A 13,943-nucleotide genomic window follows, 5' to 3' on the forward strand; every position below is an offset into this window, starting at 1 on the left:
TTGTAACATTTCAAAGGAGCAATTATGTCTCATATTATTGTGATTGGTGCGGGTATTACAGGTGTTACATCGGCCTATGAGCTGGCGAAATTGGGGTATCAGGTCACGGTGATTGACCGACATTTGTTTCCAGCCATGGAAACATCATTTGCCAATGGTGGACAGCTTTCAGCCTGTAATGCAGAAGTCTGGAATCAAAAATCTACAGTGGCCAAGGGCATCAAATGGATGTCTCACAAAGATGCACCGTTACTGTTAAATCCTTCATTTAATTTGCATAAATATAGTTGGCTATTTGAGTTTTTATCACAAATCAAAAATTATGAAAAAAATACCATCGATACGGTACGATTGGCACTTTTAGCCCGCCAACGCCTGTTTGAAATTGCTAAAGATGAAAATATTGATTTTAATCTGGAAAAGCGCGGTATTTTGCACATTTATCACAATGAATCTGACTATATCGTTGCCAAAAATGTGAATGATCTGTTGGTTAAAGGTCAGCTTGAGCGCTTTGGTGTCACGCCTGAACAAATGAAGCAGATTGAGCCGACTTTGGCAGGTGAATATTTTGGTGGATATTACACGCCTGGAGATGCAACAGGCGACATTCATAAATTTAGTGTGGGGTTGGCCGAGCGCTCAAAAACGTATGGCGTGAATTACCAGTTTGGTTGGGATGTCAAAGATGTTCAGTTAAATGAGCATATGGTTCGTGTGACGTGTTTGCCAAGTGATGAAAACATGTCGCAATTATCAAAAGAAGCGCTTTGTATTGAGGCCGACGGTGTTATTGTCTGTGGTGGTGTGGGAAGTTATCAGCTTGCACATATGCTGGGCGATCGAGTAAATGTATATCCGGTCAAAGGATATTCGATTACAGTGCATTTGAAAGATACGAAAAGCATTGCCAACGCGCCTTGGGTGAGTTTACTCGATGAACGTGCCAAGATCGTGACATCACGCCTAGGAGAAGATCGCTTACGCGTGGCCGGGACTGCCGAATTTAATGGCTATAACCGAGATATTCGGGCAGATCGTATTCAACCTTTAATTAATTGGGTGAATGAAAACTTTGATCTTTCCACCGAGCATGTGGTGCCTTGGGCAGGCTTAAGACCTATGATGCCCAACATGATGCCGGTTGTAAAACAGGGCAGACATCCACGTGTATTTTACAACACTGGACATGGCCATTTAGGATGGACACTTTCGGCCGCAACTGCTTCCATGATTAGTCAAGAAATTGCGATGAAGGTTCCTGCCTAAACATATTCACACGGCATGCATTCAGGTGTATGCCGATTTAATCGTAAAGCCGATAAATACCTGTAAAACGCTCACAGCCTTTTTGCTCGGTTTTAACAACTAAAAGGCTTTTTTGAAAATTAAATGTATACGCACAGTCGTGCTCGTTATCGACAATCTGATTTTTCTTCTCAGGTGAGGTATAAGCTAAAAATGGCACAGTTTGGGTTTCAGATCGATTGTTCGGATTTCGATATGCAATTCCTTCAATCTTGATTTTATCTTTGCTTAATTGATGAACTTGTAAATGAACTGGCGATGTGGCTAATGTTCCATTGTCATATTTGAGAAAATGCTGTGTAAGCGTTTGATTTAAAGATGTATAAGTGTTGAGTTCATCGGAACGAACATCAAATTGTTGCTTAATACATTGAGAGGTTTTGCAAAGTTTGGTTTGATTCAGCCACAACGTGTGAGTGTCTTTGAGCAACTGAACCGGTGCATCTGAAACCAGATAAGCGGTTAAAAATTTGCTGTCGAGTGCTTGGCGTGAGCTTTTAAACGTACCTGAGCAGATCTTTCCCTCAAGCGGTGTATCAGATTTTGCATCACAGTTGCTCAATGGAAAAGCTTGGGCAAATGTACACCATCCACCAATCATTAGAACATAAGCTACGTTTTTTAAAGGAAATCTATCTGTATTAAACGGCATGATCGCTTATACTTTCATTTGACTTTGCTTCACGTACTATAGCGAAACCGCAAGCCAGAATACAAGATGAGTTGTTTATTTATAGAAGGAATGAATAGTGGTTGTACAAGTTCGAATTGGCCAGGGATTAGATGTGCATGCCTTTGAAGAGGGCGATCATGTCACACTGGCTGGAGTCAAGATTCCGCATTCACATGGCTTAAAAGCGCATTCAGATGGTGATGTCGTGTTACATGCATTGTCCGATGCACTTTTAGGAGCATTGGCATTAGGCGATATTGGTCAGCACTTTCCAGATACAGATCCAGCATTTAAAGGTGTGGATAGCCGAGTATTGCTTAAACATATTTATCAGCTTATTTTGGATCGTGGCTATGTACTCAATAATGCGGATATCACGGTTGCCTGTGAGCGACCTAAGCTAGCCAAGCATAATCTTGACATGCGTCAGAGTATTGCTGATGTTTTGGAGGTTGATGTGACGCAGATTAGTATCAAGGCCACTACAACCGAACAGCTGGGTTTTACGGGACGTCAGGAAGGTATTCTGGCTACAGCAACCGTATTGATCTCGCATCAGGTAAAATGATCGGATTGATTCATGGTATTTTGAATATCGCGTGTTGCTTTACGGCCTTGAAGCTGTAAAGCAATACTATGAATAATGCCCGTCCAAGTTTCGTTGGGTTGCCACACTTCTTCAAGTTGTGTTTGGGCCTCTGAAATATCAATATCCATATAATATTGACGATATAGGTACATCAAACAACTGACCCGATAATTTTTAGCACAATGAATCCAGACCATTTCATTACCGACAAGATGATCAATCAGGTCTAAAATTAACAAACCTTGTTCAGCATTTGGCATGTCCCATAACATAGGCAAATGGATATAATTGAGCCCAAGTTCGAGACAGATTCGATCTTCATGATCTAAGTGTGGATCGGCATCATTTAAGGCCAGATTAATGACGGTACTAAAGCCATATTCTTTAATACACTTAAGCTGTTCTGCGCTTGGTTGACCAGAACTAAAAAGATGTGCATGGATAGGTGCGAAGGCTGGAATTTCAGCAAGAGATCGTTCTAAAGATGTCATAAGCGTTTTGCTGAGTATTCATATTAAATCTTAAAAATCACTTATAACCAATTCTTTATGACAAATCCAGACAATTTCGCTTATTCGTGACGAATCAAAAAATCATGACATAAAAAAAGAGAGGATAACCTCTCTTTTTTTATAACACCTATAACTTAAGCTTTCTGTGCAACCAAAGGTGCTGTTTCACGGCGCTTGAGTAAAGCGTAGCTCAGACCTGTTACTAAGCTGCCCGCAGCAATCGCAATGAGATACAGCCACGCGTGGTTGATTGCATTTGGAATCAGCAATACAAATACGCCACCATGCGGTGTAACCAGCTCGCAATGAAATAGTGCAACAAGCGCACCTGTGACTGCACCACCAGCGATACAGGTTGGAATTACTCGCATTGGATCTTTTGCTGCAAATGGAATTGCACCTTCAGAAATAAAACACAAGCCCAAAACAAATGCAGCCTTACCTGCATCGCGTTCGCCCGTATTAAATTTATTTTTCGCAAAGAATGTAGCCAGCGCCATTCCAAGTGCAGGTACCATACCGCCCGCCATTGTGGCAGCCATTGGCATATACGTATTGGTGGTTAAAAGGCCTACAGTAAAAGCATAAGCTGCTTTGTTGATTGGCCCACCCAAATCGATACACATCATCGATGCCAAAACAATTCCCATCAACACAGCGTTGGTTGTACCCATGTTGTTCAGGAAGTCTTTCATCATTTCAAAGATTTGAGCAACTGGACTACCCACAACATAGTACATGATCAAACCAACCGATAATGTTCCCAATAATGGAACAATGAGGATTGGTTTTAATGACTCAAGGCTGGTTGGCAACTTGATTTTTTTGGCCAAAAACAACGCGATATAACCAGCAAGGAAACCTGAAACAATCCCGCCCAAAAAGCCTGCTTGTAACTGGGTCGCCAATAAGCCACCAATCAGTCCTGGTGTTAAGCCTGGGCGGTCGGCAATTGAATAGGCAATATAGCCAGACAACATCGGCACCATGAGTGTAAAAGCTGTTACACCAATTTGCTTCAAAACATAAGCTAAACTTCCGCTTTGTTCAGCAGCATTTAAACCAAAACATAGCGATAGTGCGATAAGCAAGCCACCCGCAACCACCATAGGTAGCATGAAAGAAACACCTGTCAGTAGGTGTTTGTACACGCCAGCCTTTTCTTTTGTCGCTGAGCCAGACGCTGCGGTTGCAGCTTGCTTGGACGATTCAAGAACCTTCGCTTCGCTAATCGCTTGTTGAAACGCCTTGTCAGTTTGTTTTAAGGCAAAGCCTGTGCTGCAACGATAAACGCGTTTACCCACAAAGCGGTCGGTATTCACTTCAATATCTGTTGCCAAAATGACAATGTCGGCCGCTTCAATCGCTTCTGCTGTCAGAATGTTTTTTGCGCCAACAGAGCCTTGGGTTTCAACATCAATGATATAGTCGTGCTTGGTCGCACCTTGTTGTAAAGCCTCAGCAGCCATAAAGGTGTGCGCTACACCCGTTGGGCAAGCTGTGATTGCAACAAAGCGTTTTGCCTGATTGCCAGTTGAAGCTGTGAGTGAGGTAGACTCACTTGCAGCTTTAGCATTGTTTAAGGCATGACTGAGTAATTCATCTGTATTCTTTGTGGCATCATCCAAACGAATTTGTGCGACCAAGTTTGCAGGGTACGCAGCAACATTACTCGGTAGATCACCCAGAAACACCACAACATCGACATTATGCTGTGGAATGTCATCTTTTGATGCAATAGTCGTGCTGGTATAGCCCAATTTGTTTGCAGATTGAGTCAACTTTTTTGCCAAAATCGAAGCATTGACGTACTGCTGCGTACTATTGATCACAAATAAGAGGGATTGAACTGTCTGCATCAGATTAACTCAATGATTTGATAGTGGTTTGTTGTTTAAGATTCAACAGCTTTTCTTCTGTTGGTACGCGAAAGCCAATTTGGCTCACAGCATTACTTGCAATTGCAGTTGCCGTTTGAAGTGTTTCTTCGGCAGAGAGCTTGCTGACCAAACCATGTATCATTCCTGCCAACAATGAATCACCTGCACCTACTGTACTTTTCACTTCTACTTTAGGCGGCAACGATTTTAATGCTTGAGCAGGGTTGAGCCAGTGCACGCCGTCTTCACCCATCGAAATCACAACATGCTCAATACGGCTATCGAGCGCTTTAAACAATTCGATTTGTTCAGACAGTTCGGTGAGCTTCTTACCATAACTTTCTTCAAGTTCATCGGTATTGGGTTTGATCATCCAAGGATGCATTGAAATCGCGGCGACAAGTGCTTCACCACTGGTATCAATTGCGACCAGTTTATTGGCTTTTTGCAACATATCCATCAATGCTTTTAAATCGTCTACTGAAAATCCTTGTGGCAAACTTCCACCAATGACAACGCATTCAACTTCTTGAGCAGCCTGATGAATCTGAAGCATCAAGCGTTGCTTGTCACTTTCGGAAACCAGAAAACCTTTACCGTTAATATCCGTCATGCGACCAGAGTGTTCTGCAATTTTGACATTCTGGCGTGTTTCGCCCGGAATATAGATAAACTGATTTTCAAAGTGCATTTCTTCAAAGTGGCGATCAAAAATCTCTCGATTTCTTACCCCTAAGAAGCCCGAAACAATGACATCATGCCCCAAATCATGTAAGACCTGTGCAACATTTAATCCTTTACCTGCAGCATGTAGTTGTACATGCTGCTGACGATTGACTGCACCGACATGAAGTGTTTCAAGTTCGATAGTGATATCAATAGCTGGATTTAGAGTAATCGTTAAAATTTTTGCCATGGGTTGTTATTCCGCCAATTCACGAACTGCAATCGCACTATCGCAAAGCAATGCTTTTTGCGCGAGTTTTTGACACTCAGCATAATTTAAGTGACGCACTTGAGCCTTAACCAGTGGAATGCTGGAAATTGACATACTGAGCTCATCAACGCCAAGTCCCATTAAAATGGGTACAGCTTTAGGATCTGCGGCAAGTTCACCACAAATACCCACCCATTTGTTATTGGCATGTGCAGCACGTACCGTTTGATCAATTAAAAGCAGGATACTTGGGTGAAGTCCGTCTGCTTCAGCCGATAAAATCGGATGACCACGGTCAATTGCCATGGTGTATTGCGTTAAGTCATTTGTACCGATACTAAAGAAGTCGACTTCTTTAGCTAAAATAGGGGTCAAGAGCGCTGCGGAAGGAACCTCAATCATGATGCCGACTTCAAGGTTTTCACACGGATACTGCTGTAGTACTTCGTCTAAGATGCCTTTAGCAGCGCGCCATTCTTCAACTCGACCAACCATTGGAAACATAATGCGCAGCGGGCGATTATCTGCCGATTTAAGCAATGCAATTAATTGCTGACGCAGTAATGTTGGTTTGCGTAAAGTCAAACGAATACCGCGTAATCCCAAAAATGGATTTTCTTCGGCTGCAATCGGTAAGTATGGAAGTGGCTTGTCTCCACCTACATCAAGTGTACGAACGACAAGTGGACGGCCTTCGAGTGCATCAAGTACATGACGGTAATCTTTTTCTTGAGCTAATTCATCTGGTGCGCTGTTATGCGACATAAACACCAGTTCAGTACGCAATAAGCCAATGGCTTCTGCGCCGTTTTGAACAGCTTTAGCAGTATCGACAATTTTTCCAACATTGGCAGCAATTTCGATTTGATGCTGGTCTGTGGTAATCGCTGGTTCGTGTGCAGATTTTTCAGCTTCTTCACGGCGTAGACGCTGTACTTCTCGTTCACGAATTGCATGTTCAATCTGTTCAGGTGAAGGATTCACTTCGAATTCACCTGTGTCACCGTTAATGAGTACAACTGCATGCGAATCAATGTTCAGTACGGCATCACCTGCACCCACAACAGCCGGAATACCTAAAGCACGAGCGACAATGGCACTGTGGGCACTTGCACCACCAATCGACGTCAGAATACCTGCGACACGATCTTTGTTTAGGCGGGCAACATCGCTCGGACCTACATCATGCATAATCAGGATGTAAGGTTGCTCTGGCTCTTCCACTTCAGGCTCATTACACAAAATGGCCAAAACCTTATCGCCGATATCACGCAAATCAGCAGCACGTTCTGCAAGCAGTTTATCCTTCAAGCCTTCTTGTGCCTTGGCTGCTTTTTCAATATGTTCATGCCATGCAGCGGCCGCACTTAAATTGTGATTTAACGCCAAATGAACTTGTTGAATCAGATCTGGGTCATCAAGCATTTCAAGGTGAGCAAGAAAAATTTGCTTGATGTCTTTCGATGCAGATTTTGAAATGTATTGGTGAATGGTGTTTTTAACCGTACGAATTGCAATTTCAAGCTTTTCTTTTTCTTCTTTTAAACTGCCTGCATAACGATCGTAATTAAATTTTTTCGGCTTAATGACATGCGCAGGGCCAAATGCTAAACCAGAAGAGGCTGCAATACCGCAATGGGTAATTTCATACTGTTCGGTTTCAGCCGAGCTGTCCTGATCAAGTACTGAATTTAAAAACAGATTTTCTTCAATTGGCTCAACTTCTTCACCTAAACCATCACGTATAGCCTCGACAATCTGATCGAGTGCCAAAATTGCATCTGTATCAGGTTCTGCAATAAAGGTTAGGCGTTGACCACGTTGACAACCCAAAGACAGGAGTTTAGTCAGGCTTTTTGCAGAAACAAAACTACCACCATCAACTGATACCTGAAGATCACCACTAAAGGTTTTGGTGAGGTTTACCAGTTGTGTTGCCGGGCGTGCATGTAAACCATGGGCATTGGCAAGTAAAATATTGCGTGAAGGCCAGTCTGGAATCGTTTCTGCACCAACAAGTTTGGCAATTTGATTGCTAGATTGCTCATCGTCTAGCTGTTGTTGTACTTGTGGTTGAAACAGCACATCCATCAAGCGGTTAAATTGTTGTGTATCGAGCTGTTCATTTTCAGCAATACAAATCAGGGTTTTGATGGTACTGCCTTGAAAAGCCAATGGTTGTTTAGCTTTCACAATACTCACGGCAGGTTGTTTTACATAACCTGAACCTGAAATTGACCAAAGATCATCTTGAATTTGAATCGTATTTTTAGGATTAAGTTGACTAATAAAACCAGGTTCAACCAATTTTTGTTGTTTGAGAAGCTTACTTGCATTCCAGAAGAAGTCTTCGATATCGTCAACCTGTGTATCGGTTTGAATTAAATTTTCATGCAAGACCAATGATTGGGGCTGTGCTTGTAAAATTTCGATAATCTGTTCTGCTGTTGTAGCAGACTTAACCAACTCATGTACATCTTTACTCAACGCACGCGTCAGAATTTGTAAAACCTGCAAATGTTCATCTGATTTTGCTGCAATAACCACAGCCAAGTAAATAACATTTTCACCGTCCCAGACAACACCGTCTGGAAAATGTGCTAAACGAACACCTGTGCTTAAAATAAATTCTCGTGATTGTGGTGTTCCATGTGGAATCGCAATCCCTTGACCCAAATATGTCGCGCTTTGCTTTTCACGTGCCTCAAGTCCAGAAAGATATTCAGCAGTTACGAGTTGGTCTTCAACCAGAATATTTATTAAACATTGTAGCGCTTCTGCTTTATCACCAGCATGTTGATGCATGTGAACATGTTGGGGCTCAAGTACTAACATAAAGCTTCCTTTGATAATTTTAATGAAGACCTTGAAATGCTCAGGATATAAAAAAGAAGCCAATTCATCGTCATTTTAAATCAAGTTAAACTTAAAAATAGGACTTAGCTTCCGGTGAAACTTTAACAGAACTTCATAAAATTATCGATATGATAAAGTACCAACTCACTTATTTTTTAGTCAAAAGCTCAAACAAAAATAGAAACTTTTCTGCAAGTTACATATAATTCGTCAAATTGATTTAGTAAGCGGATGCGGCTATAAAAGTGGGTGACTTTAAACGCAAGTATTAAGCGGGAGTAATGATGCGAGTAATTGAACGTATTTTAAAGCGATAAGTCATGATATTTTGAATAGAACGTATAAGATTAAATAAGAGAGAAGGGCAATTGGCAAAAATGGTCAAAAAATAAAAATAATAAAAGTGAGTAAGTAATTTAAGTTCAAACAGATGAAAAAAATGGATGATTACTCATCCATTTTCTCTAATTTAGATTTGGCTCTTTCGGCACCCAGTTTTCGAAACTTATGGTCGACGAAAGCCCAGACACAGAAGGCGAAAGATACGATCAAGGCATAGCCAAAGTATTCGGGCTTTAAGTTACCCTTAATCATGCCTTGAAACATGATCGTAAGCATTAGAGCAAACGTGGTTACTCCATATACGACCATATTTGAGGTCTTCAGAGTGTTAATGAAGACTTGCTTATTGAAATGTATTGATGACATCTCCACCCCTCCCATGTTTATTTACGTTTAAATCACAGTAGCGAATTGCTATATCATTTGTTGTACTGCGATTTAGATTCTATTTCAAGAGTTGATACTATTATTTTTTCACTTGATATACAAAAATGATAATACACTGCATCATTATTCAAGAAAAATAATAATATTTAGCTCGAAAATATTAAAAGCATCTTAAAGTGTAGCTTCAGTATACGATAGGAATAACGCGATCAATATTCGACAAAAGTGTCACGTAGATGCTTCATTGTTGTTAAGCAAAAAATGAGCCAGAAAAGACAGTTTTAGAATTTTTATCAGTATCAAATAAAAAATGCCTGTTTTGGGTAAAAACGACGGCATTTTTATTGATTGCAAGATGCGGCTTGGATAAAGCACGCGCTTACATTAACGATGGGTGAAAACGATTAATTTTTCACTTTATCGATCACAATAGAAATGACGAGTACCACTAAAGATGGGATCAACCATGCTAAATTTTGCTCATTGAGTGGCAAATGCTGCACAAACGATGGAAGTGCATCTGTGAAACCGGCTGTTTTTAAGCCTTCTATAATACCAAACAAGAATGAGCATGCAGTCACAGAGCCTACAACGTTGGATGGTTTTTTCCAGAATTTCCAGAAGAAACTCAGCATAATCACCACAATTGCAGGTGGATAAATTGCAGTCAGTACCGGTACCGACACCGCAATCAGTTTAGTCAAACCAAGATTTGAGATAATGAGCGAGAAACCGACCAGCACAAATACAAATAATTTGTAAGGAAGTTTAGTTAATTGCGCAAAATACTCAGCACATGCACAGGTGAGGCCAATCGCGGTCACCATACAGGCAAGGAAAATCAGGCCAGATAAAAACCAAGTACCTAGGTTTCCAAAGGCATGCTGCACATAAGCGTGCAAAATCACAGCACCGTTGCTCGCATTTGGTGCAACTTCATGACTACCTAAGCCGAGTTTAAACAAGCTTAAATAAACCAGTGTTAAACCAATACCAGAAATAATGCTGGCAATGATAGCATAACGTGTAACCAGTTTCGGATCACTTACACCACGCGAGTAAATCGCCTGAATAATGACGATACCAAAAACCAGTGCACCTAAAGTATCCATAGTCAAATAGCCATTTACAAAACCTTCCGACACCGGGTTGGTGACGTAGTTGTTGATGGCTGGTGGGATATAACCTGATGGAATTGCAACCGCAGCAATACCTAAAATCGCCAACGCGAAAATCTTAAGAGGTGCCAATACATGGCCAACGGTATCGAGAAGTTTGTTTGGATACAATGAAACCAAAGTTACTACAGCAAAATACACGATACTGTAGATCAGCAAACTGCTTGCAGATGTGCCAAAAAACGATGAAAAGCCAATTTCATACGAAACAGTGGCAGTTCGTGGAGTAGCAAAAAGTGGACCGACAGACAGATAACACACAACGGTCAAAATTAAGCTGAAAACACGTCCAAGCGGTGAGCTGATCATCGCGATTGAACCCTCCATACGAGACAAGGCCATAATCGTGATGACTGGTAGACCCACTGCGGTGATCAAGAATCCTGCAGCAGCCAGCCAGACGTGTTCACCTGCTTGTTGTGCAACAATCGGTGGGAAGATAATATTGCCAGCCCCAATAAATAGAGCAAAGGTCATAAACCCCAATGCAATAATATCTGAAGTACGAAGACTAGTCATAAAAAAGGTGAGACGCAGTAAAGAAGCGCGAATTTTAGAGCAAAAGGAGCCATTTTTGTGCAATTCGAATGGCTTAAAAATTAATAAAAACACCTATTTGCTGCCTGATTGTTTAGTAAAAAAGCACACTGTTTAATTTATATACTTGATATCTTTGCCAACATTTTTAATTTCAAACTTTTATTGCGAATAAAATTTTTATTCATTTATTCATCAAATTTACATTAAATGTGCAAATATTGATCTATTTTGAGTTTTTATTGTGATGTGCCGAATTGGAAATTGAACCATTCCATGATAGTTATGTTAATGATTCTCAAAACTAGTATAATAAGTCGGATACGACCGAGGGTAATTACATGCGTGCATCAACTGTAACGATTAAAGACCAGCAAGACTTAGAACATCTACGTGTATCTGGGCGTTTGGCTGCTCAAGTGCTTGAAATGATCGGTCAATTTGTAAAGCCTGGCGTGAGTACAGATGAGCTTGATCAACGTTGTCATGATTTTATTGTAAATACGCTGAACGTAATTCCAGCAAATGTCGGCTATCACGGCTTTACCAAGACCATCTGTACCTCAGTCAATGAGGTAGTCTGTCATGGTATTCCATCGCCAAGTAAAATTTTACAAGATGGCGATATTATCAATATCGATGTTGCGATTATTAAAGATGGATATTTTGGCGATACCAGTCGCATGTATCTGGTGGGAGATGTACAGCCAGAAGCAAAAAAACTGGTGATGACCACTTATAATGCGATGCGTGCCGGAATACTCAGTGTCAAACCTGGCGCTACTTTGGGCGACATTGGTCATGCCATTCAAAAAGTTGCCGAAACTGAAGGTTATTCCATTGTGCGTGAATATTGCGGTCATGGAATTGGAAAGGTCTATCATGAACAGCCGAATATTCTGCACTATGGTCAACCGAATCAGGGCATGGTATTGCAAAAGGGGATGGTATTTACCATTGAACCGATGGTGAATGCGGGCAAGCAGCATGTGAAAGAATTGAGTGACGGCTGGACTGTGGTAACCACAGATAAATCTTTATCTGCACAATGGGAACATATGGTGGCGGTGACTGAGACAGGTTTTGAGTTACTCACGCCGTGGCCAGAAGGAACCGGAATTTATCCTGAAATTGTACAATCAATATAAGTTGTAAACAGACCTCAACATGTGTCTAAAGCATTTTGAGGTCTGCACAAATAAGAAATAATGATCATTTTTAGTTTAAAAAATCTAAAACACAATAATGAGACATCATCATGACCTATAAATATGAATATGCGGGATTTTGGTTGCGTGTAGGTGCAACAATTATTGATACCTTGATTATTATGCTTGCAGTGATTCCTGCGGCTTGGATTTTTTACCATGGCGATATGGATTTGATCTTTTCGACTGGATTAAGTGATCGACAATCTTCGCCTTGGTTTGATGCAATCATCAACTACGTTTTTCCATTTATTTATTCCATTTTGTTTTGGATTTTTTTAAAAGGAACGCCAGGAAAACGTCTGATGCGCTTAAAAGTACTCGATGAACAAACGGGACATCCCTTAACATGGGGGCAAGCTATTTTGCGCTATATTGGTTATTTTCCATCTACTTTGGTTTTATTTTTGGGCTTTTTCTGGATCGCTTTTGATAGCAAGAAGCAAGGCTGGCATGACAAAATGGCCAAAACCGTAGTGGTTCGCGAGCTATAGACCGCTAAAATTTTTAAATGCACGTCTTGTAAATTAATTTTAGAGAAATATAATACGTGCAAATTTAATACGAGGAGACCCTAAGTGGGAAGTTGTTCGAGGTTGTGCTGTCAAACGGTTAAGCGCGTTATTCTCTGAGCAAGTTAGTACACATTTAGGGTGGCTATCTTGCAATGAGATAGCCTGTTTATCATTTTTCATCATGTTCTTCTTATCCGTCTGCATTTTTTGCTGGGCAGAATGTCGTCTTCTTGCTTAGGCCTCCTGTGATCTGGGAGAAGCCTATGTGGTTACATGCTTCGTTACTAAAACTCTTGAGCATGCAATGCTTATGTGCGTGGCTATGTATTTTGTTTGTGCAATATGTACACGCAAGCCCGCTTTTAAATACTGATGATCCTGAGATCACAGCGTATGCCCATTGCCAGCTTGAGACTTCTGTTGTGGCATCTAAGCCATCAGCAACTGTTTCACAATTCAATACAGCCTGCCAAGTAGTGAAAGGTGTAGAAACATCATTTGGATATGCGAACACCTCTGCCATAGCCAACTCGACAGCATGGTCTGCGCAAATTAAATCGGTATTGGTGCCCATGCAACGCTGGGGGCTTGCCGCAAGCCTTGGCACAACAAAAAATGATTCACCGGTAGGGGACCAACGAGCTTGGTTTCTCAATTTTCCTTCTGCTGTTTCACTCAATGATGGACACATCCACTTGTATAGCAATATTGGCTATCAAAAGGTGCAATCGCATGACGATTTGATGCGTTGGAGCACAGCAATGGATATTGGGCTCACCCAAAATACAGGAATCAGTTTAGAGTTTTTTAATCAAGACCGTCAGGCGCCATTTACTCAAGCTGTTATACATCATGTTTTTTCAGATGTTTTGAGTTTAGAGTTTTCATTTGGCCAGCGCTTACAAGATTTTCGACAGCGATGGTTTGGCTTTGGCCTGAGCTTTACGCCTTAATTTTTATTTTCTTTACATTGTAAACACATCTCTAAACAAACGGCTTTTTTACATAAAAAAAGTCACGA

12 protein-coding genes are annotated in these 13,943 nt (G+C 41.1%); 5 read left to right on the forward strand and 7 right to left on the reverse strand.

Annotation, left to right across the window (positions count from 1 at the left end; genetic code table 11):
• Positions 1–24: 24 nt before the first annotated feature.
• Positions 25–1,269 carry a D-amino acid dehydrogenase gene (locus ADA42_RS00725; protein ID WP_048763079.1) on the forward strand — a complete coding sequence of 415 codons (1,245 nt, stop codon included), beginning with the start codon at positions 25–27 and terminating at the stop codon, positions 1,267–1,269.
• 37 nt (positions 1,270–1,306) lie between these two features.
• On the opposite strand, the gene ADA42_RS00730 is transcribed toward ADA42_RS00725, so the two are convergent.
• Positions 1,307–1,960: an A1S_1983 family putative colistin resistance protein gene (locus ADA42_RS00730; RefSeq protein ID WP_004937277.1), complete on the reverse strand. Its 654-nt coding sequence runs from the start codon at positions 1,958–1,960 to the stop codon at positions 1,307–1,309.
• 97 nt (positions 1,961–2,057) lie between these two features.
• Between ADA42_RS00730 and ispF the strand changes: the two genes are divergently transcribed.
• Entirely contained in the window at positions 2,058–2,549 is a 492-nt protein-coding gene (ispF, locus tag ADA42_RS00735) for a 2-C-methyl-D-erythritol 2,4-cyclodiphosphate synthase (RefSeq protein ID WP_048763080.1), read from the forward strand.
• Here ispF and ADA42_RS00740 read toward each other — a convergent pair.
• The 6 genes from ADA42_RS00740 to brnQ all read right to left on the reverse strand — a co-directional run bounded on the left by ADA42_RS00740 (position 2,537) and on the right by brnQ (position 11,181).
• On the reverse strand, positions 2,537–3,061 hold the full coding sequence (locus ADA42_RS00740) for a protein tyrosine phosphatase family protein (protein WP_048763081.1): 525 nt from the start codon (positions 3,059–3,061) through the stop codon (positions 2,537–2,539). The genes ispF and ADA42_RS00740 overlap by 13 nt on opposite strands.
• Before the next feature lie 155 nt (positions 3,062–3,216).
• Positions 3,217–4,941, reverse strand: coding sequence for a fructose-specific PTS transporter subunit EIIC (locus ADA42_RS00745; protein ID WP_048763082.1), 1,725 nt, complete (start codon positions 4,939–4,941; stop codon positions 3,217–3,219).
• A gap of 4 nt (positions 4,942–4,945) precedes the next feature.
• A complete protein-coding gene (gene pfkB / locus ADA42_RS00750) occupies positions 4,946–5,878 on the reverse strand; it encodes a 1-phosphofructokinase (RefSeq protein WP_004947086.1) in 933 nt (310 codons plus the stop codon).
• A gap of 6 nt (positions 5,879–5,884) precedes the next feature.
• Positions 5,885–8,734, reverse strand: a complete 2,850-nt coding sequence (ptsP, locus tag ADA42_RS00755) for a phosphoenolpyruvate--protein phosphotransferase (RefSeq protein WP_048763083.1) — start codon at positions 8,732–8,734, stop codon at positions 5,885–5,887.
• Between the two features lie 468 nt (positions 8,735–9,202).
• The gene (locus ADA42_RS18690) at positions 9,203–9,463 is read right to left on the reverse strand and encodes a hypothetical protein (RefSeq protein ID WP_004937288.1); all 261 of its coding nucleotides are present in this window, start codon (positions 9,461–9,463) and stop codon (positions 9,203–9,205) included.
• A gap of 425 nt (positions 9,464–9,888) precedes the next feature.
• Positions 9,889–11,181, reverse strand: a complete 1,293-nt coding sequence (gene brnQ, locus ADA42_RS00765; protein ID WP_048763109.1) for a branched-chain amino acid transport system II carrier protein — start codon at positions 11,179–11,181, stop codon at positions 9,889–9,891.
• A gap of 359 nt (positions 11,182–11,540) precedes the next feature.
• Between brnQ and map the strand changes: the two genes are divergently transcribed.
• The 3 genes from map to ADA42_RS00780 all read left to right on the forward strand — a co-directional run bounded on the left by map (position 11,541) and on the right by ADA42_RS00780 (position 13,875).
• On the forward strand, positions 11,541–12,347 hold the full coding sequence (map, locus tag ADA42_RS00770) for a type I methionyl aminopeptidase (RefSeq protein ID WP_048763084.1): 807 nt from the start codon (positions 11,541–11,543) through the stop codon (positions 12,345–12,347).
• A gap of 110 nt (positions 12,348–12,457) precedes the next feature.
• Entirely contained in the window at positions 12,458–12,901 is a 444-nt protein-coding gene (locus tag ADA42_RS00775; protein ID WP_048763085.1) for an RDD family protein, read from the forward strand.
• A 284-nt stretch (positions 12,902–13,185) separates the two neighbouring features.
• Positions 13,186–13,875 carry a hypothetical protein gene (locus ADA42_RS00780; protein WP_048763086.1) on the forward strand — a complete coding sequence of 230 codons (690 nt, stop codon included), beginning with the start codon at positions 13,186–13,188 and terminating at the stop codon, positions 13,873–13,875.
• The last annotated feature ends 68 nt before the right edge of the window (positions 13,876–13,943 follow it).

This window comes from Acinetobacter sp. 243_ASPC, assembly GCF_001054715.1.
GTDB classification, from domain to species: domain Bacteria; phylum Pseudomonadota; class Gammaproteobacteria; order Pseudomonadales; family Moraxellaceae; genus Acinetobacter; species Acinetobacter soli.

Excerpts from the sequence above, each read along its gene's own strand:
- ADA42_RS00775 (WP_048763085.1), top strand. The coding sequence starts at position 12,458 with ATGACCTATAAATATGAATATGCGGGATTTTGGTTGCGTGTAGGTGCA.
- ADA42_RS00780 (WP_048763086.1), top strand. The coding sequence starts at position 13,186 with ATGTGGTTACATGCTTCGTTACTAAAACTCTTGAGCATGCAATGCTTA.
- ADA42_RS00745 (WP_048763082.1), bottom strand. The coding sequence starts at position 4,941 with ATGCAGACAGTTCAATCCCTCTTATTTGTGATCAATAGTACGCAGCAG.
- map (WP_048763084.1), top strand. The coding sequence starts at position 11,541 with ATGCGTGCATCAACTGTAACGATTAAAGACCAGCAAGACTTAGAACAT.
- ADA42_RS18690 (WP_004937288.1), bottom strand. The coding sequence starts at position 9,463 with ATGTCATCAATACATTTCAATAAGCAAGTCTTCATTAACACTCTGAAG.
- ADA42_RS00730 (WP_004937277.1), bottom strand. The coding sequence starts at position 1,960 with ATGCCGTTTAATACAGATAGATTTCCTTTAAAAAACGTAGCTTATGTT.
- ADA42_RS00740 (WP_048763081.1), bottom strand. The coding sequence starts at position 3,061 with ATGACATCTTTAGAACGATCTCTTGCTGAAATTCCAGCCTTCGCACCT.
- brnQ (WP_048763109.1), bottom strand. The coding sequence starts at position 11,181 with ATGACTAGTCTTCGTACTTCAGATATTATTGCATTGGGGTTTATGACC.
- ptsP (WP_048763083.1), bottom strand. The coding sequence starts at position 8,734 with ATGTTAGTACTTGAGCCCCAACATGTTCACATGCATCAACATGCTGGT.
- ADA42_RS00725 (WP_048763079.1), top strand. The coding sequence starts at position 25 with ATGTCTCATATTATTGTGATTGGTGCGGGTATTACAGGTGTTACATCG.
- pfkB (WP_004947086.1), bottom strand. The coding sequence starts at position 5,878 with ATGGCAAAAATTTTAACGATTACTCTAAATCCAGCTATTGATATCACT.